Annotated in this window: 22 protein-coding genes, 1 tRNA gene and 1 pseudogene; 8 read left to right on the forward strand and 16 right to left on the reverse strand. The window is 68.6% G+C overall.

The features are described 5' to 3' along the window. A pseudogene (locus J7495_RS19230) lies at positions 1–97 on the forward strand (IS5/IS1182 family transposase); the annotation flags it as partial. Positions 98–115: 18 nt separating this feature from the next. On the opposite strand, the gene J7495_RS19235 reads toward J7495_RS19230, so the two are convergent. Next, entirely contained in the window at positions 116–868 is a 753-nt protein-coding gene (locus J7495_RS19235) for a LytTR family DNA-binding domain-containing protein (RefSeq protein ID WP_294058586.1), read from the reverse strand. Between the two features lie 161 nt (positions 869–1,029). Between J7495_RS19235 and J7495_RS19240 the strand changes: the two genes are divergently transcribed. Then, entirely contained in the window at positions 1,030–1,536 is a 507-nt protein-coding gene (locus J7495_RS19240) for a DUF2306 domain-containing protein (RefSeq protein WP_294058587.1), read from the forward strand. A gap of 5 nt (positions 1,537–1,541) precedes the next feature. Here J7495_RS19240 and J7495_RS19245 read toward each other — a convergent pair whose 3' ends face one another. The 4 genes from J7495_RS19245 to J7495_RS19260 form a co-directional block, all read right to left on the reverse strand. Beyond that, complete coding sequence (locus J7495_RS19245) at positions 1,542–1,877, reverse strand: hypothetical protein (RefSeq protein ID WP_294058588.1); 336 nt, start codon at positions 1,875–1,877, stop codon at positions 1,542–1,544. A gap of 62 nt (positions 1,878–1,939) precedes the next feature. Continuing rightward, a complete protein-coding gene (gene dapF, locus J7495_RS19250) occupies positions 1,940–2,899 on the reverse strand; it encodes a diaminopimelate epimerase (protein WP_294058589.1) in 960 nt (319 codons plus the stop codon). Between the two features lie 40 nt (positions 2,900–2,939). Beyond that, positions 2,940–3,611 carry a glutathione S-transferase family protein gene (locus tag J7495_RS19255; RefSeq protein ID WP_294058590.1) on the reverse strand — a complete coding sequence of 224 codons (672 nt, stop codon included), beginning with the start codon at positions 3,609–3,611 and terminating at the stop codon, positions 2,940–2,942. 120 nt (positions 3,612–3,731) lie between these two features. After that, on the reverse strand, positions 3,732–4,211 hold the full coding sequence (locus J7495_RS19260) for a DUF6456 domain-containing protein (RefSeq protein ID WP_294058592.1): 480 nt from the start codon (positions 4,209–4,211) through the stop codon (positions 3,732–3,734). A gap of 94 nt (positions 4,212–4,305) precedes the next feature. Here J7495_RS19260 and J7495_RS19265 point away from each other — a divergent pair, with 94 nt between their 5' ends. Together J7495_RS19265 and J7495_RS19270 are read left to right on the forward strand one after the other, a co-directional pair. After that, positions 4,306–4,869 (forward strand): helix-turn-helix transcriptional regulator, encoded by a 564-nt coding sequence (locus J7495_RS19265; protein WP_294058594.1) that lies wholly within the window; start codon positions 4,306–4,308, stop codon positions 4,867–4,869. A 107-nt stretch (positions 4,870–4,976) separates the two neighbouring features. After that, on the forward strand, positions 4,977–5,348 hold the full coding sequence (locus J7495_RS19270; RefSeq protein WP_294058595.1) for a hypothetical protein: 372 nt from the start codon (positions 4,977–4,979) through the stop codon (positions 5,346–5,348). A 195-nt stretch (positions 5,349–5,543) separates the two neighbouring features. On the opposite strand, the gene J7495_RS19275 is transcribed toward J7495_RS19270, so the two are convergent. The 10 genes from J7495_RS19275 to J7495_RS19320 form a co-directional block, all read right to left on the reverse strand. Then, a tRNA-Val gene (locus J7495_RS19275) sits at positions 5,544–5,619 on the reverse strand. Positions 5,620–5,701: 82 nt separating this feature from the next. After that, complete coding sequence (locus J7495_RS19280) at positions 5,702–6,667, reverse strand: winged helix DNA-binding protein (protein ID WP_294058596.1); 966 nt, start codon at positions 6,665–6,667, stop codon at positions 5,702–5,704. A gap of 133 nt (positions 6,668–6,800) precedes the next feature. After that, complete coding sequence (locus J7495_RS19285) at positions 6,801–7,772, reverse strand: hypothetical protein (protein ID WP_294058598.1); 972 nt, start codon at positions 7,770–7,772, stop codon at positions 6,801–6,803. An 82-nt stretch (positions 7,773–7,854) separates the two neighbouring features. After that, positions 7,855–9,336, reverse strand: coding sequence for an NAD(P)(+) transhydrogenase (Re/Si-specific) subunit beta (locus J7495_RS19290; RefSeq protein WP_294058600.1), 1,482 nt, complete (start codon positions 9,334–9,336; stop codon positions 7,855–7,857). Between the two features lie 12 nt (positions 9,337–9,348). Beyond that, the gene (locus tag J7495_RS19295; RefSeq protein ID WP_294058602.1) at positions 9,349–9,642 is read right to left on the reverse strand and encodes a proton-translocating transhydrogenase family protein; all 294 of its coding nucleotides are present in this window, start codon (positions 9,640–9,642) and stop codon (positions 9,349–9,351) included. A 26-nt stretch (positions 9,643–9,668) separates the two neighbouring features. Further along, on the reverse strand, positions 9,669–10,397 hold the full coding sequence (locus J7495_RS19300) for a hypothetical protein (protein WP_294058604.1): 729 nt from the start codon (positions 10,395–10,397) through the stop codon (positions 9,669–9,671). Positions 10,398–10,426: 29 nt separating this feature from the next. Continuing rightward, on the reverse strand, positions 10,427–11,230 hold the full coding sequence (locus J7495_RS19305) for a hypothetical protein (RefSeq protein WP_294058605.1): 804 nt from the start codon (positions 11,228–11,230) through the stop codon (positions 10,427–10,429). Beyond that, positions 11,215–11,985, reverse strand: coding sequence for a hypothetical protein (locus J7495_RS19310; protein WP_294058607.1), 771 nt, complete (start codon positions 11,983–11,985; stop codon positions 11,215–11,217). Before J7495_RS19310 ends, J7495_RS19305 begins: the two co-directional genes overlap by 16 nt. Next, complete coding sequence (locus tag J7495_RS19315; protein WP_294058608.1) at positions 11,982–13,103, reverse strand: NAD(P) transhydrogenase subunit alpha; 1,122 nt, start codon at positions 13,101–13,103, stop codon at positions 11,982–11,984. Before J7495_RS19315 ends, J7495_RS19310 begins: the two co-directional genes overlap by 4 nt. After that, positions 13,100–13,249 (reverse strand): aa3-type cytochrome c oxidase subunit IV, encoded by a 150-nt coding sequence (locus J7495_RS19320; RefSeq protein ID WP_294058609.1) that lies wholly within the window; start codon positions 13,247–13,249, stop codon positions 13,100–13,102. The genes J7495_RS19315 and J7495_RS19320 overlap by 4 nt, the downstream gene beginning before the upstream one ends. A gap of 148 nt (positions 13,250–13,397) precedes the next feature. Here J7495_RS19320 and J7495_RS19325 point away from each other — a divergent pair, with 148 nt between their 5' ends. After that, positions 13,398–14,825, forward strand: coding sequence for a sigma-54 dependent transcriptional regulator (locus tag J7495_RS19325; protein WP_294058610.1), 1,428 nt, complete (start codon positions 13,398–13,400; stop codon positions 14,823–14,825). A 24-nt stretch (positions 14,826–14,849) separates the two neighbouring features. On the opposite strand, the gene J7495_RS19330 is transcribed toward J7495_RS19325, so the two are convergent. Further along, a complete protein-coding gene (locus tag J7495_RS19330; protein WP_294058611.1) occupies positions 14,850–15,122 on the reverse strand; it encodes a hypothetical protein in 273 nt (90 codons plus the stop codon). A gap of 176 nt (positions 15,123–15,298) precedes the next feature. On the opposite strand from J7495_RS19330, the gene J7495_RS19335 reads away from it, so the two are divergent. The 3 genes from J7495_RS19335 to J7495_RS19345 are packed head-to-tail and all read left to right on the forward strand — an operon-like array spanning position 15,299 to position 17,601. Continuing rightward, entirely contained in the window at positions 15,299–16,483 is a 1,185-nt protein-coding gene (locus J7495_RS19335) for a Gfo/Idh/MocA family oxidoreductase (RefSeq protein WP_294058612.1), read from the forward strand. After that, complete coding sequence (locus tag J7495_RS19340; protein WP_294058626.1) at positions 16,480–17,157, forward strand: DNA alkylation repair protein; 678 nt, start codon at positions 16,480–16,482, stop codon at positions 17,155–17,157. Before J7495_RS19335 ends, J7495_RS19340 begins: the two co-directional genes overlap by 4 nt. A gap of 9 nt (positions 17,158–17,166) precedes the next feature. Next, entirely contained in the window at positions 17,167–17,601 is a 435-nt protein-coding gene (locus J7495_RS19345; protein WP_294058613.1) for a DUF1772 domain-containing protein, read from the forward strand.

Consider the following 17,601-nt stretch of genomic DNA (forward strand, 5'->3'; position numbering starts at 1 on the left):
CAAGCAATGGCGACGCATCGCCACCAGATACGATAAACTCGCTGCCAACTTCCTCGGCTTCATCAAGCTCGCCAGCATCATGCTATGGCTCAAATGATTAAATCGTCACTACAGCCTAGAGCCAGCCGGCGGCCTGGAGCTCAGCCACCTTGTCGCGGGCGACGGGGGCTTCGAGGCCGGCGGCGAGCGTGAGCCGCAGGTTGCGCCCGTCGCGGCGGCTGCCGGTCACTGCGGCGCGCGCGACCCACCAGCTGCGATGGACCTGCATCCCCTCGATCCCCGCCAGCTCGGCTGCGGCGTCGCGCATCCGCATCAGCACGAGCGCCGAGCCGAGATCGGTGTACGCGCGGACGTAGTGATCCTCCATCTCGAGCGCGATCAGCGCGGTGCCGAGATGCGGCGGCAGGCGGTCGAGGAAGGGCGAGGTTGGCGTCGGAGCGGGCTCCGGCGTTGTTGCTTCGGCAAGGGGTTCGGCGCGGCGCTGGAGGATCCAGAACACCGCGGAGACGATCCCGCCGAGCAGCAGGACATTGCCATAGGCGCCGATCGCCTGGCTCGCGGTCGGCCACGGCGGCGGCTTGGGGAGGAAGTTGATCAGCCAGACGACGATCGTCATCGGCACGGTGGCGAGCGCGCAGGCTGCAGCCCAGGCGCCCGCCTCGGGCAGGTCGAGGCGTTCCGCTGCGCGGATCGCGAGGACCACCGCGGGCCGGTAGAGGAAATAGCCGGCGAGCGCGAGCGGCAGCCAGTAGAGCAGCCGGATCGCGAAGGGCGCCTGGAAGCTGCCGAGCGGGCCGAGCAAGGCGGCGAGCACGCCGATGCCGAGCGAGATCGCCACATCGATCACCAGCCGCCGCGATTCGAACATCCGATCCTTCCTGAGGGCAAGGCCATCTCCTAGCGCCGCTTCGCGCTTCGCGAAATGGCGGGGCGGACGCTCCACGAAGCCGTTCCGTCCGTCCGCGCAGCCGCGGTTGTCCGGCGGGCCGCGGCTGCCATGCCTAAGGAAATCCATCGGGAGGCAGGCATATGGCAACCAAGGCTTCGTTCGACATCGGCCCCGTCCAGCGCGCGATCATATTGGCCGGCGGTCTCGCGATAGGCACGGTGAGCGCGATCGCCGTCGCGCGCGGCTTGAGCGGGATGGCGCCCGCCGCCCCGCAGCTCAAGGAAGCGGCGGTGATCGTCCATCTCTCGGCCGCGCTGCCGGCGATCCCGCTTGGCCTCCATGTGCTGCTCACGCGCAAGGGCACCGCGATGCACAAGGCGCTGGGCAAGCTCTGGATCCTGCTGATGCTCACCGCCGCGCTTTCGGCGCTGGCGATCCGCGACATCAACCACGGCGCGTTCAGCTGGATCCATCTGTTCGTGCCGCTCGCGGTGATCACGATCGTGCGCGGGATCGCCGCAGCGCGCGCCGGGCGGATCGCGGCGCACAAGCGGAATATGGTCGGCCTCTACATCGGCGCGCTGCTGATCCCGGGGATCTTCACCTTCGTGCCCGGCCGGCTGATGTGGGTCTGGCTGTTCGGCTGAGCCGTTCAGGCCGCGCCCTCGGCCGGAAGCGAGCGTTCCTTGACTTTGCGCACCGCGGCGAGCTGGCCGCGCAGGATCGCGATCGCATCGGCTTCCTGCGGGCTCAGATCCTCGAGCCTCACATGGTCGAGCAGCACTTCGAGCACGTCGCCGATACGGCCGAGCTGGCGGCCATAGCTGCCGACCTCGTCGAGGATGCGCTGCTCGGTCTCGGGATAGGCCGTCGCGCCCAGGTCGATGTTGATCAGCCCGAACTGCGCGCCCTGCTGGTAGAAGCTCCAGGGATTGATCGCCTGCCAGAGCTGCTCGGGCGCGAGCGAGAAGGAGAATTGCTTCTGCATGCGAGTCTCCGCCGAAAGAGGAGACCTCTCATACCGCACCGCAGCATGATGCGGGAACGGGATCAGTCCAAAGTGGCGCCCAAAGCCTCGACGGCTGCGCTCCACGCCGCGACTTCGTCGCCGCGTCGCGCATGGATCAGCGGCGGCTGCGCGCGCGAGGCGGCCGCATCGACGTCTACCGTCGCATCGTAGACGAAGGTCGCATTGCCCGAGATCGAGACCAGCGCGCCCTCCGCGGGCGAGGACGCGCGGCCGCGCACAAGCCCGCCCTTGTTGAACACCGTGACGTCCGAGCCGAACGGCACGCGGCCGGTCATCCCCGCGGCGAACACCGAGGCGGCCATGGCGCTGCCGCAGCTGTCTGTCAGCCCGACGCCGCGCTCGAAGGTGCGGACGAACAGGTCGCCGCCGCGCACCTCGACGAAGCTGACGTTGGCGCGGCCCGGGATCAGCACGGGCCCCGCCTCGCACCACTCGCCCAGCGCCACCAACTCGGCCTCGTCGACTCGATCGACAAAGGCAATGAGATGCGGATTGGGCATCGCCACCGCCGTGAACGCCCGCTCGCTCGGCAGCCCCGGGATCGCCGCGCCGACGACCTCCGCGGCATCGATCCCGAGCCCGACAGCCGCGGTCGACAGCGACGCGGTCCCGCGCGTCCGCACCGTCACCACGCCCGGCGCGACCGGCGGCTCGCGCGACACGTCGGCGCTGCTCGCCTTGAGCTTCACCCGCGCCCGGTCGACACCCAGCAGCTCGAACCCCAGCCGCGCGACGCAGCGCAGGCCGTTGAGGCAGGTCTCCGCCTCGCTGCCGTCCGAATTGAACATCCGCATGCCGAAATCGTGACGATCGTCGCCCAGAGTCAGCAGCAGCAGCCCATCGCCGCCCACCGGCCCATCGCGGTCGGCGAGCGCACGCGCCACGCCCGCCCAATCGGCGTCGCCGAGCGCGATCGCGCGCGCGTCGATCAGCGGGAAATCATTCCCCGAACCATGGCATTTGACGAAGGCGAACTGCATGCGCGCCATCTAGGGCCGGACGGCGCGCATTGCCAGCGGTTCAGCCGGCCATCTCGGGCTCGACCGGCCCGCCCATCGCCGTGACCAGCGCCTTGTCCTGCGCGATGATCGCCGCGAAGCTCGGCCGGGCGTGGAGCGCGTCGACATAGGCCGCGGTCTTGGGCCAGCGGTTCGGATCGATGCACACGCCGATCGTCCCCAGCGTCGCCACTGGGCTCGCCACGGCGATGTCGGCGAGCGTCAGTCGGTCGTCGACCAGATAGCCGCTCGCCGGGATCTGCGTCTCGAGATAGTCGAAGATCGGCGGCAGCGCGTCGCGTTCGGCGGCGGTCGCCGCGGCATGGTCGCATGGCCGGTTGAGCACGCGCGGGAACACGAAGCGGTTGCCGAAGATCGCGCCGCCCGCCGCCATCATCAGTGTGTCGGCGAGTTCGTCGAACCAGATCGTCCGCGCGCGCGCCCGCGGTTCGGCGGGGATCAGGCAGGGATCGGGATATTTGGCCTCGAGATAGGCGACGATCGCGCTCGAATCGGAGATGAGGAAATCCTCGTCCTGGAAGCCGGGCATCTTGCCGAACGGGCTCGCCGCCTGGAATTCGGCGGGGCCGCGGCCCATGCCCGCTGCCTTGATCTCGAGTGTCAGCCCCTTTTCGGCGCCGAACGCCATCACCTTGCGGACGTAGGGCGAAAGCGTCGATCCATAGACGATCATGGCCGGTAACTCCTCTCCTGGAACCGGCGCGAGCCTGCCATGATCCGTTGCGAAACGCAACTGAAGGTGGCCAAAAGTCACGAAAGTCACGACCCGTCGCGCGCGTTCGCCGCCCTGCGTTCATTTGAGCCCATAGTGATCCGCCAGGCGATCCAGCGCGAAGCCGAGCACGAGCTTGCCTGCGCGCGCAGGCCAGCCGAGTCCCTTCTCCGCCACGCCCAACCCCTCGCCCGCGCAGACGACGCGCCACAGCACGTCCGCGAGCCCCGGCCCCGCGGCGGTGATCGCGCCATCGAAGCGGCGCTTGGCGGCGATCTGGGCAAGCGTGGGGTCGAGCGCCGCGCCCGGGCCACGGCGGCGCTCGGCGCGTGCGGCATCCCAGCGCATCGTCACGCGCGCGCCGAGCGCCGCGGTCTCATAGTCGGCGCGCAGCCGCTCGCCCGCCTCGAACTGGCGCGCGTCGACATGGCCGTGTGCGCGTAGCCAGCCGAGCGGCGATTCGGCGAGGTTGACCATCACGCTGCGCCGGGCGCCGCGCCCGCGCGGCAGATGCTGGCCGAGCCGGCCCTCGTCGATCTCGCGTTCCACCAGCTCGCGCATGCCTTCGCTCCCGCAATTCATGACCGCGAAGGGCTTGCCATAAGCGCATGGTTGTAGGACAATGATTTTACCAGAGAGGTTATAGAGGCGAGCGATGATCACTGCCATCCGCGAAGTCCGCCGTGCCAAGGGCCTGACGCTGGAGGAAGTGGCGCAGCGTTGCGTGCCGCCCACCACCGCGCAGACGATCGGCCGGCTCGAGACGGGCACGCGCACCGTCTCGGTCGGCTGGCTCAACCGGATCGCTGCGGCGCTGGGCGTCGACGCCGCCGACCTGGTGACGCTGCCCGAGCGCCCCGAAGTCGCGGTCGCGGCGGTGCTCGACGGCGGCGGTGCCCAGGCTCCGCGCCGCGCCGCCAACGTCGCTCCGCCGCGCGCCGAGCCCGAGATGGTGGCGATCACCGTCACCGGCGGCATCGGCGATTATCGCGCGGGCGACGAGATCTGGTGCACGCGTCTGGCGCCCGAGGCCTTCGCCGGGGCGCTCAACCGCGACGTACTGGTGCCGCGCCCGGCGGGTCGTTTCCTGTTCGGCCGGCTGATCGGGCGCGAGGACGGCAAGCTCCACCTGCTCCCGCTCGGCGGTGGCATGCGCCAGCAGGTGGTGGCCGATCCGCCCTGGATCGCCGCGGCGGCACAGCTGATCCGCCGACTCTGACCGTCGCGCAAAAACCACGCCTCATCCGCATAAATCCGGGGGTCCGCCCTCTTGCCGAGCGGCGCGAACAGGCGCATCTACGCAGCCAACTGAGGAGGGGAATGCGCATGCGGAACAGGGCACTTTTCGCCGTCGCCGCGCTGGTGATCGCCACACCCGCGCTCGCCGACGACTGGGATTTCATGCTGATCAACAGCACCGGCAAGGAAATCAAGACCATCGAGGTCTCGCCGACCGGCGCCAATGCGTGGCAGCCCAACAAGGTCGACCCCGAGCTCAAGAAGGAAAACGACGGCGTGATCAAGGCCACCGGCCGCACGACGATCCACTTCGACAAGAAGAGCAGCGACTGCCGCTACGACGTGAAAGCGACCTTTACCGACGCCTCCAACGCGGTGTGGACAAACATCAACGTCTGCGACAACGCCTATGTCACGATCAAATACGCCAACGGGGCACCGACCTTCTCGGCGAACTGAGGGGAATTTGAGGCTGCCATAGTTTGCATCGTAACCTCGGCCTTGTGCCGCGGTCTAAGGTGCCGCGCCGACTGAGTTCCCGCGATACGCCCGATGCTCGCTCGCCGGTGGGCCCCGGCACAAGGCCGGGGTGACGGACAGGAGAACCGGCGCGCGACCCGAAGACCCGGGCGGCCGGTATGAGCGGAGATGCGATGGTGGGCGCTGACGGGCTCGAACCGCCGACATCTTCGGTGTAAACGAAGCGCTCTACCAACTGAGCTAAGCGCCCATCGCGCGCTCCAGATGGCGCAGCGGCGGCGGCTGGGCAAGAGCCTAACCTCGAGCCGTCGGGGCGAGGAACGATGCCGAGGCTAGATCAGCCCCAACCCCTGGCGCTTCACCGCCGAGGCGAAGCTCCGCATTCCCTCCGCACCCTTGGGGCTCAGCGCGATATAGGCGCGGCGGCGGTCGGCGGGGTCGGCCTGGCGCTCGAACAGGCCCGCGGCGTGGAGCGTGGTGATCCAGCGCAGCGCCGTCGTCGGCGGCACCGCGGCGGCGATGCAGAGGCTCGACACCGAGACGCGACGGTTCTCGAGCTCCGCTGCGAACAGGTCGAGCAGCATGTCCCAGGCAGGATCGGCGAACAGCGCCGAATCGAAGAAATGGCTGCGCATCCGCCGCGCGCGGATCACGTTGCGGACTTCCTGCGCGTTCACCGCCGGCGGATCGCCATCGTCGGGCCCGCGATAGCCGGTGCCCGAATCGCGCACGCTCTCGCTGCGCGCGAGCTCCTCGCCGCGAGTGAGCCGCGCCAGCGCCTCGGCGATGCGCGCGACTTCCTCGTTGAGTCGCTGGAGCCGCACCGCCTCGCTCTCGGGATTGACGTCGCTGCCGCGCACGCCGGTCCGCTCGCCGGCCTGGAGACAGGCGAGCGCGATCGCCGCGGCGATCTCGGCGTCGCTCGGATTGCACAGCAACTGGGTGCGGGGGCCGAGCAGATGTGCGACGGCGATGTCCACCTGCTCGATCGCCAGCATCGCCACCACCGGCAGCATCCGCTCATCGGCGAGCGTGTCGGCGCGGGCTAGCGCCGCGTCGAGCAACGCCTCGTCGGCCTCGGCGGCGTCGATCAGGATCAGATCGATCCGGCCCTGATCGCTCACGTCGCGGCTCGCATCGACGAAGCCGAGCGTGCGGGTGACTGCGCCTGCCGCCTCGAGCATCGCCCGCGCCGCATCGGCGCGCGCGCCGGGCTCGGCGATCAGGGCAGCGGAAATCGGGCCGGCGTCATAGCCGAAGGGCCGGGTCGCAGGTGCGCGCGGTTCCAAAATCGCCATGGTGTCCCCAGGTTCGTTTTTCGTTCCGACAGGGATGCCGCGTGCATCCGAAATGGGTGAGTCCTATTTCCTCCAATTCGGAGGTACGCGAGACACTGAAGCCGCCGAAGCGGACGAGCCCGTCCGTTCCGGATCATTCGATGCGCGTCGCATCGTCGAGCATCTCCTCCGGGAGCCTGCCCGAGTCGCGCAGAAAGCCGAGTGCGGCAGTCGCCATCGCGCCGGCGAACAGCGCAACCGCCGCCGTGCCAAGGATCGCACCCAGCAGTGCCACAGGCGCCAGCGTGGTCAGCGGCGATGCGGCCAAATGCTGGAAAACGGCAGCCCCGGCAGCGCGTGCGGCAGCCGGATCGTTGCTCGGCACCGGCGCAGGCATTCCGCTGAAGATCGCCCAGTTCGCCGGGATCATGATGAGGATGCTGGCGACGAAGAAGATCGCCACCAAGGCCAGATAGGCGAGGAACAGTGTCCAAAAGCGCCCGCGCGTGAGGGTCCAGGCTTCGTCGAACACTAGTTGGCGGCGGATGAAGGTGAGCGGATAGACCATCGAGAGGCGCACCGATGCTAGGATCACCGCGCCGATCGCAGCGAGGCACAGCACGAACCACATCAGCCCGACCAGCATCTGCGAGTTGCCGAGCGCGAAGGTGAGCGCCATGCCGGCCAGCGCGACGAGAAGGAAGAAGATCCCCAGCGCAATTCCGCCGCCGACGAGGACGATCACCATCATGCCGAATAGACGCAGCTCGTCGCCACCGATGCGCAAGAAGGCGAAGCCGCCCTCCTCGGGGCGGATCACCGTGCGGAACGCGGCGCTCAGCAGAACCGCATCGACGAGCAGCCCGAACAGCCACATCAGCCAGAAGAGACCGCCGGCGCCGTTCATCGCCCGGAGCGCCGCGAGTTGCGGACCACTCGGCGCGCCCGGCTGCATCGACGCCATCGCTTCCATCGCGGCGTGCATCTGCAGCAGCATTGCAGGCAGCACCGAGACCGCGATGAGCAACGCTAGGCCGAGCCGGATCGCCCCCCAGATCGCTACCGCCAAGGGGTGACGCTTCAGCAGCCCGAAGCCGCCGTTCAGGATATCGCCAACGCTTGTCATGTCAGGTCCCCCTTAAAGCCGAGCTCCCCGCACCGATCAGTCGAGGCTCTTCCCCAGATCGCGAGGGGATCAAGCCCTCGGCCTAATCCAGACTCTTCACGATCTCCTCGACCATCTTCTTCGCGTCCGCGAGCAGCATCATGGTATTGTCGCGGTAAAACAATTCGTTGTCCACACCGGCATAGCCGACGCCGCCCATCGAGCGCTTAATGAACAGCACCGTCTTGGCCTTTTCCACGTCGAGCACGGGCATGCCGTAGATCGGCGAGCTCTTGTCGGTCTTGGCCGCGGGATTGGTCACGTCGTTGGCGCCGATCACGAAGGCGACGTCGGTCTGGGCGAATTCCGAATTGATGTCCTCGAGCTCGAAGACCTCGTCATAGGGCACGTTCGCTTCGGCGAGCAGTACGTTCATATGGCCGGGCATGCGCCCTGCGACCGGGTGGATCGCGTATTTCACGCGCACGCCATGTTCCTTGAGCTTGTCGGCCATCTCGCGGAGCGCATGCTGCGCCTGGGCGACCGCCATGCCGTAGCCCGGGACGATGATCACTTGCTCGGCCTGGCTCATCAGGAAGGCGGCGTCCTCGGCCGAGCCGCGCTTCCACGGCCGGTCGATCGCCGCGCCCGCGCTCGCGCCGCCGCCGTCGGTGCCGAAGCCGCCGGCGATCACGCTGATGAAGCTGCGGTTCATCGCCTTGCACATGATGTAGCTGAGGATGGCGCCCGACGAGCCGACCAGCGCGCCGGTGATGATCATCGCGGTATTGTGCAGCGTGAAGCCCATCGCCGCCGCGGCCCATCCCGAATAGCTGTTGAGCATCGACACGACCACCGGCATGTCGGCGCCGCCGATCGGGATGATCAGCAGGAAGCCGATGATGAAGCTGAGCGCGGTGACGGTCCAGAACACCCAGGGGCTCTGGTCGGTCACGAAATAGCCGATCAGCCCGAGGATCGCGGCGAGCGTGCCCAGGTTGATGACGTGGCGGCCGGGCAGCATGATCGGCTTGCCGCTCATGTTGCCGTTCAACTTAAGGAAGGCGATTACCGATCCCGAGAAGGTGATCGCGCCGATCGCGACGCCCAGCCCCATCTCGATTCGGCTGATCGGGTAGATGCTGATCTCGCAATCCTTGGAGATCAATTCCCTCGTTAGACCGAGGATCGTAACGCAGGTCCGGCTGGCGATGCCGAACGCCTCGGGGTTGAGGAACGCCGCAGCCGCGACGAGCACCGCGGCCATACCGACCAGGCTGTGGAAGGCCGCGACGAGCTGCGGCATCGCGGTCATCGCGATCATCCGCGCGGTGACGAAGCCGATCCCGCCGCCGATCGCCACCGCGGCGGCGACTTCGATCCAGTTCTGCCACTCGGTCCAGTTGGGCACCGGATGGGTGATCAGCGTCGTGGCGACCGCGATCACCATGCCGATCATGCCGTAGCGGTTGCCCGTGCGGCTGCTCGCCGGGCTCGAAAGCCCGCGCAGCGCGAGGATGAAGCAGATGCCGGCGACCAGATAGGCCAGCGCCACCCACGGATTCACGGGAGCCCCCTCATGCATGTCCTTGCCCCCTCACTTGGTCTTTTTCTTGTACATGGCGAGCATCCGCGCGGTCACCGCGAAGCCGCCGAAGATGTTCACGCTCGCCATCCCCACGGCGACGAGGCCCAGCCATTTGGCGATCCCGCCCTGCTCGCCCATCACCGGCGCGACGCTGGCGATCAGCGCGCCGACGATGATCACCGACGAGACCGCGTTGGTCACCGACATCAGCGGCGTGTGCAGCGCCGGCGTCACCGACCAGACGACGTAATAGCCGACGAACACCGCCAGCACGAAGATCGAGAGGATCGAGATGAAGTCCATGTTTTTCGCCGTTCCCTAGATCCAGACTACATTGACCAAGACGTCCTGAATTCGCCGCCGCTCCGTGTGTGCCCGACCTGCATCGTCGCCAGCTTCGACGTCACCTCCACCACCCTGATATCCGACCCATAGGCGTTGATCGCGATCGGCATCGAAGCGAGCGATGCGACCCGCCGATCCGCGAGGCACGAGACCGATGTGGTGTCGCTTCCGAAAACGATCTTGTCGCGAGCGATCAGCGCGCAAATCCGGTAACGGAACTCCAGCTTCGAACTGCCTTCGTTGAGGATGCCGAGCTTGACCACGGGCGCTTCGCCGCTCTCGACCGCGTCGAGCGTCGCCGGATCCGGCAGCGACCGGAAGTGGCCATCGTCACCGATCGACCCGAGGAAGATCTCGTTGAAGACCTGGGTGGCGAAAAAGGTCTCGAATCGCCCATCGTGGTCCGTGTCCGAGAGACAATCGAAGGCACTGCCGCCTCGCCGCAGGATCTCGCAGGCCATGTCGTCACGCCCGTCGACATGCGTCATCAACGTGCCTTTGGGGATCTCGACATAGGGTTTGTCCTTGCGGGTAAGGAAGACATCCTCGCGCAGCCGGAACAGCGACTTGGGGACGATGCGGGCGAAAAGGGCCAGCTCCCCGCGCTTTCGCGTGATCGTCTGCCCGACATTTTCCTCGCCGGACACGACCCAGGTGGCGGTGTGCCGGAGATCCGCGCGCGCCGGCAGCGCCGGCGCGAGGAACGCGAGCATCAAGGCCAGAGCCGAGAGCGCTCCGCGGTTCACGGCAGCACGCCCGCAGGCAATTCGGGCACCGAGACGGTGCCGTCGTTCATCGCATAGATGTAGATCGCCGGCGGGACGATCAGCTCGACTTGCGCATCCGCCGCGGTCACCGACTTGACCTTCACCACCGTGCCCAGCGCGGCGAGCAGCCCGCCTTCGCCGTCGGCCATCCCGCGCACGTCGACCCAGTCGCTGTGCCCGGGCCGTTCGACCGTGACGCGCAGCCGCGTCTTTGCCGGGGCGCTGCCGGGGCGAAGCTCGTAGCGGACCGTCATCTCGACCGGGAATTGATGGACGTCGACCGCCTCATAGCCCGCCTGTACCGCCATCGGCTTCGCCGCGTCGATGCTGCCGCGCGTCTGCGGCGGCGAGAGCGTGGTATAGGCGTCGAACACGCCGAAGCTCGCGTCGAGCCTGCCGTCGCCATCGGTGTCGGCGAAGCAGGGACGCTGGTCGAGCACCGGAATGAACAGCGACTTGGCCTGGTTGCCCGCCGACCGGTCCTTGATCGTGCACCAGCCGCGCTTGCCGCTCGCGTTGACCACCAGATAGAGCAGCGTGCCCGCCGGCGTCGCGGTCGTGCTCCCGGCCGGCGTCGCCGCTTCGGTGAGCTTCACCAGCTTCACCGGCAGCATGCGCTGCGCGAACAGCGGCTTGCCGAAGGCGGCGTTCTGCGCGCCGACCGGCATCGTCGGCTCGAGCTGCCAATAGGTCGTGATCCGCTCCGCCGCCGCCGGCGTCGCGGCGAGCGTCGCCGCCGCGAGCAGGAGGCACGCGCGCGCGCTCAATAGAACCGCCATGCGGTCCGCTCCTCGCCCACGAAGGGCATCGGATCGAACCCGTGCCTGACCACCAGCGTGACCGCGGCGCCATCCTTGGCGACGGCCTCGACGACATTCCCCGCGACGCTGATCGGCTTGGGCAGCTTGTCGCCGCGCACGCCGAAATAGCCGTCGAAGCACGGCTCCCGCTTCGTGGTCGAATTGCCGATGCAGATGCCGAGATAGGCGTAGCCGGTGATCTTGTCCTGGTGCGAATATTTGAACAGCAGCCGCGGCAGCGCCGTCGCTTCCGACAGCGGCAGCTCGGCGTAGCGGACCGGCCTGATCGCGACGCGCTTGCTCGGGATCGCGCCGAACGCCGGCGGGATGCCGATGGTCGAGCTGCTCAGCTGGAACGCCGATTCGAATCGGCCGTCCGCATCGGCATCGACCATGCAGGTGAAGCGCTGGCCGCGGAACAGCAGGACCTTGAGCCCGGTGTCGACCGGAAAGGCGAAGGTGCACGCCGCACCGACGCTCGCGCGCAACCGCATCATCTGCGTGCCCGCCATGCCCACCGCCGCACCGTCGACGCCCACCGCATCCTCCTGCAGCGCCACGAGCCCGCCCGCCGGCACCAGCCGCGCCTGGGTGATCACGTCGCCGGGGCGGATCGTCACCGTCGAGCCCGGCGCCGGCTCGACCGGGCTGATCAGCCAGCTCGCCTGGTACGTATCCTTGGCAGCCGCAGGCGTGGCGACGGCGAGCGCTGCAAGGAGCGCCAGCGCCTTCACCCGAGCAGCCTCGCGTTGACGACCTTGCCGTCCCTGGTCAGCCGGATCGCGTCGCCGATCTCCTCGTCGAGCACCGGCGCGCCCTTCTCCTTGTCCCAGAAGGCGGAGAGGAAGTTGAACAGGTTGCGCGCGAATAGCGCCGAGCTGTCCGCGGCGAGGCGCGACGGCACGTTGCGGTGCCCGACGATCTTCACGCCGTGCTTCTCGACGATCTCGCCGGCGACTGCGCCCTCGACGTTGCCGCCCTGCTCGACCGCGAGGTCGACGATCACGCTGCCGGCGCGCATCGTCGCGATCTGCGCGTCGCTGATCAGGCGCGGCGCCGGGCGGCCCGGGATCAGCGCAGTGGTGATGACGATGTCCTGCTTGGCGATGTGCGACGAGACCAGTTCGGCCTGCGCCTTCTGATACTCCTCGCTCATCTCGGTGGCGTAGCCGCCCGAGCCTTCGCCTTCGATGCCGGCGACATTCTCGACGAAGATCGGCTTGGCGCCGAGCGACTGGATCTGCTCCCTGGTCGCCGAGCGCACGTCGGTCGCCGAGACCTGCGCGCCGAGGCGCCGCGCCGTCGCGATCGCCTGGAGCCCGGCGACGCCGACGCCCATCACGAACACCTTGGCGGCCGAGACGGTGCCCGCCGCGGTCATCATCATCGGGAAGGCGCGGCCATATTCGGCCGCAGCGTCGAGCACGGCCTTGTAGCCCGAGAGGTTCGACTGCGAGGATAGGATGTCCATCGATTGCGCGCGCGTGATGCGCGGCATGAACTCCATCGCCAACGCCTCGAGCCCCGCCGCGGCATAGCGGTCGACGCGCGCGCGTTCCCCGAAGGGATTGAGCCCCGCGACGATCCAGGCGCCGGGCTTCACGCCGGCGAGGCCGTCGGGGTCGGGGCCCTGCACGCCGAGCACGATATCGGCGTCCCTGAGCGCGTCCGCGCGGCTGCCGACGGTGGCGCCGGCCTGGGCGAAGGCGTCGTCCGCGATGCTCGCCGACTCGCCGGCGCCCGATTCGACCGAGACGCTCGCGCCGAGCGCAACGAATTTTTTCACGGTCTCCGGCGTCGCGGAAACACGCCGCTCGCCGGCGGCGGTTTCCTTCAGGACGGCGAGCTTCACTTGGGTGCGATCAGCAGGACGACAATGGCCCCCACCAGGAACGCGCCGAGCGTCCCCCAGGTCATCATCGCCTTGAATCCATTCCAGCTTTGCTCATGCGCCTTGTAGTCGGCGCCCTGCGTGCCGGTGTCCGAAGCGTCAGCCATTCGTGTCTCCCCTCAAACACTTTTGCGAGCCTGTGTAGCTTCGGGCGTCCCGGCCCTCAAGCTCCCAGCAAGGTCTGCACGCTTAAATCGACCTTTACCCTTCCGTTCTAAGAGTGGCGACCGGAAACGGGACATTGGGGACACTTGGATGACGCGCAACGGCCAGCGCCTCCTGATGCTGATCGACGACGAACCGGCACAGCGCCGTCTCGTCGCCGCGATCGCTGCACGCCGCGGATGGCGCACGATCTTCGCGAGCGATCCGGAGACCGCGATCGCGACTCTCGGCACGCCCGACGGCATGGCGCTCGACGCCGCGGTGCTCGATCATTCGAGCCCGGAGATGGACGCCGCAGCGCTCATCGCCGAGATCCGCTCGCGCCGCCCGCAGCTGCCGGTGCTGATCCTCACCGCCAACGGCTCGGTCGCCGCGGCAGTGAGCGCGATGCGCGCCGGCGCCACCGACTTCCTGGTCAAGCCGATCGCTTCGGAGCGGCTGCTCGCCGCGCTCGAGGCCGCGGTCGGCGGCAAGACCGCGGGCGAGCTCCGCCCGCTCACCGAGAAGCTTTCCGCCCAGCTCGCCTTCGACGAGATCGTGGGCTCGGCGCCGCAGTTCCGCGCGGCGCTGGCGATCGCGGCCAAGGCGGCGCGCGCACGCGTCGCGGTGCTGATCGAGGGCGAGAGCGGGGTCGGCAAGGAAGTGGTCGCCGAAGCGATCCATGCCGCGAGCCCACGCGCCAAGAAGGAGATGATCCGCGTCAATTGCGGCGCGATCCCCGCGAACCTCGTCGAATCCGAGCTGTTCGGGCATGAGAAGGGCGCCTTCACCGGCGCGTTCGAGCGCAAGATCGGCAAGTTCCAGGATGCCGACGGCGGCACTTTGTTCCTCGACGAAGTCGGCGAGATGCCGCTCGAGGCGCAGGTCAAGCTGCTGCGCGTGCTCCAGTCGGGCGAGATCCAGCCGATCGGCGCGCGCCACGTCCGCGAAGTCGACGTCCGCGTGATCGCGGCGACCAACAAGACGCTGCTCGCCGAAGTCGAGGCCGGGCGGTTCCGCGAGGACCTCTACTACCGCCTCAACGTCGTCCAGGTGACGATCCCGCCGCTGCGCGAGCGCGGCGGCGACATCCCGGCGCTGGCCCGCCATTTGCTCGGCCGCATCGCCGAACAGCCCGGGCTGCGCCCGCTCGGCGTGACCGACGATGCGCTGGCGCTGCTCGGCAGCTACGACTGGCCGGGCAACGTCCGCCAGCTCCAGAACGCGCTGTTCCGCGCCGCGGTGCTCTGCGAGAGCGACGCGCTGACTCGCGCCGACTTCCCGCAGATCGCCCAGCTCGCCGCGGGCCGTCCCGCCGGCGGCGCGCCGGGGACAGTCGCGACCGGCCATGCGGGCATCACCTTGTTCCGCCCCGACGGCAACATGCGCGCGCTCGACGAGATCGAAGCGGACGTCATCCGCCTCGCGATCGGCCATTACCGCGGCCGGATGACCGAAGTCGCCCGCCGCCTCGGCATCGGCCGCTCGACGCTCTACCGCAAGCTCGGCGAACTGGGGATCGACCAGAGCGCGGCGTGAGGCGCGAGCCGTCCGAGTGGGCGGCTATTCGAAGGTCACGTGCCCCGGCGCCTTGGCGGCGATGCTTTCCATGGAGCTGGAAGAGAGTTCGTTCGCGTCCACCACCCGGAGCATCGCGCCGCCTTCCGCCGCGGCCGTCGCCATGCTTTCGAGCGTCGAAGAGCTGAAATCCTTCGCTGATACCGTCAGGCCACCGCCGTTCTTCAGGATGGCCTCGGCGCTCGAGCTGCTCAGATCGAGCGTCGACGGACCGCATCCGCAAAGAAGGATTGCCGCGCATAAAGCCCATGGTCTCATTCGACTCTCCCATATCGAGGGGGAGCGGTCGCAGCCCCCATATGTGCATCCTGCGGTCCCGGCGGACTCGCGACAAGCCGTTGCGGCACTCTGGTATCGCTACCACAAACTGCTAGCATCCTCCCCGGACTCGGGCAGCGGCGACATGGCCGCGCCCGAAGGAGAGGGAGCCTGCCATGCCGAACCTGTCTCGCCGCGGCGTCATCGAGCTCGGGCTCGGCGCGTCCGCCGCCGCCGCGATCGCCCCCGAAGCCGCTGCCGCCGGCTGGGGGCCCGAGCTGCCCGACGGCGACAAGCTGGGCTTCGCGATCGTCGGGATCGGCAAGCTCAGCCAGGGCCAGCTCATCCCGGGCCTGCGCAAGTGCAAGGGCGCGAAGCTCGCCGCACTCGTCTCGGGCCATGCCGACAAGGCGGCCAAATGGGCGGCGAGCGAAGGGTTGAGCGCGGACGCGATCTACAGCTACGAGACCTACGACAGGATCGTGAACGACCCGCGGATCGACGTGGTCTACATCGTGCTGCCCAACAACATGCATGCGGAATACACGATCCGCGCCCTGAAGGCCGGCAAGCACGTGCTGTGCGAGAAGCCGATGGCGACCAGCGCCGCCGATTGCGAGAAGATGATCGCCGCCGCCAAGGCCGCCAAGCGCCACCTGATGATCGCCTATCGCTGCCATTACGAGCCGCACAACCTCGAAGCGATGCGCCGTATCCGCTCGGGCCGCTACGGCAAGCCGCGCCTCGTCGTCACCGAGATGGGCCGGCAATCCACGCTCGACGATCCGTCGGACGTGTGGCGGCTCGACATGAAGATGTCGGGCGGCGGCGCGCTTACCGACATGGGGATCTACGGGATCAACGGCACGCGCTACCTGCTGAACGAGGAGCCCACCGAAGTCCGCGCCTGGGCGAACACCGACCATAAGGATCCGCGCTTCAAGGACGTCGAGGACCTCATCTCCTGGCAGTTCAAATTCCCCTCTGGCGCGCTCGCGCACGGGTCGACGAGCTTCTCCTACGCCGGGTGCATGAAGTTCGACGTCTTCTGCGAACAGGCGCGGCTGCGCGGCGATCCAGGGGCTTATTACGGCGGCAACCAGCTCGACATCTTCAGCCACCCCGACCAGGGGACGGTGAAGATCGCCGACACCGACCAGTTCGCGCGCGAGATGGACTGGATGGCCGACGTGATCCGCGGCAAGGCGCCGATGGTCTCGCCGGGCGAGGAAGGCCTGCAGGACGTGCGGCTGATGGAAGCGATCCTCGAGTCGGTCGCCAAGGGCGGCGCGACGGTGAAGACCGACTTCGGCTACAGGCGCGCGGTCGATCCCGCGGCGGTCGTGGACGTGCCCGCCTGACGCTCGACGAAGCGGTCGAGGCGCTCAGACGCCGGGCCCGGCGGGGCGGCCCCGAGAGCATGGCACGCTTCGGCATAGTCACCGCGCAGCCGGCGATGGGCATGCGCGTCGACGACATCCGCGCGGTCGCCAGGGCGGCGGGGCGCGACCACGCGCTGGCGCTGCAACTGTGGGACGCGGGCTGGTACGAGACGCGGCTGCTCGCCTGCTTCGTTGCCGATCCCCGCCAGGTGACGCCCGAGCTGATGGACGCCTGGGCCGGCGACTTCGACAATTGGGCGACCTGCGACACGGCGTGCTTCGACTTGTTCGACCGCACGCCGCACGCGCTCGCCAAGGTGCGGCAATGGGCGGCCGACGAGCGCGAGTTCGTCCGCCGCGCCGCCTTCGCGCTGCTCGCGAGCGTCGCGCTGCACGTCAGGACGCTCCCCGACGCCGAGCTCCGCGCGCTGCTGCCGCTAATCGAGGCGGCGGACGACAACCGCAACTTCGTCAGGAAGGGCGTGAGCTGGGCCCTGCGCGCGATCGGCGGCAAGCGCGCCGGGCTCCATGCCGAATGCGTCGCGGTCGCCGGGCGGATGGCGGCGTCGGCCGGCCCGGCGAAGCGCTGGGTCGGCAAGGACGCGCTGCGCGACTTGCAGCGCCCGCTGGTGCTCAAGCGCCTCGGGCTGTAGGCTGGCCTCATGCTCGCGCTTCTCGGACTGATCACCGCCGCGCTGTTCACCGGCGCTTCGCTCTACGTCAGCTGGGCCGAGCACCCCGCCCGAATGAAGCTCGACGACCGCGCCGCGCTCGCCCAGTGGAAGCCGAGCTACGACCGTGCCGCGATGCTCCAGGCGAGCCTCGCGCTGGCGAGCGCGGCCGCGGGTATCGCCGCCTGGGCGCGCTGGCGGAGCATGTGGCCCTGGCTCGGCGGCGGCGTGCTGATGCTGTCCGTCATCGTCTACACCTTCGCGGTGATCTGGAAGACCAACCAGCGGCTCGAAGCCACTGCGCCGGACGCCGCAGGACCCGAGACGCGCGCACTGCTCGTCCGGTGGGGCCAGCTCCATCTGGTGCGGACCCTGCTGGGACTGCTTGCGACGCTCTCCTTCGCGGTCGGGCTGCTTCCGGCCTGA

Source organism: Sphingomonas sp. (assembly GCF_017745215.1).
Taxonomy (GTDB): domain Bacteria; phylum Pseudomonadota; class Alphaproteobacteria; order Sphingomonadales; family Sphingomonadaceae; genus Sphingomonas.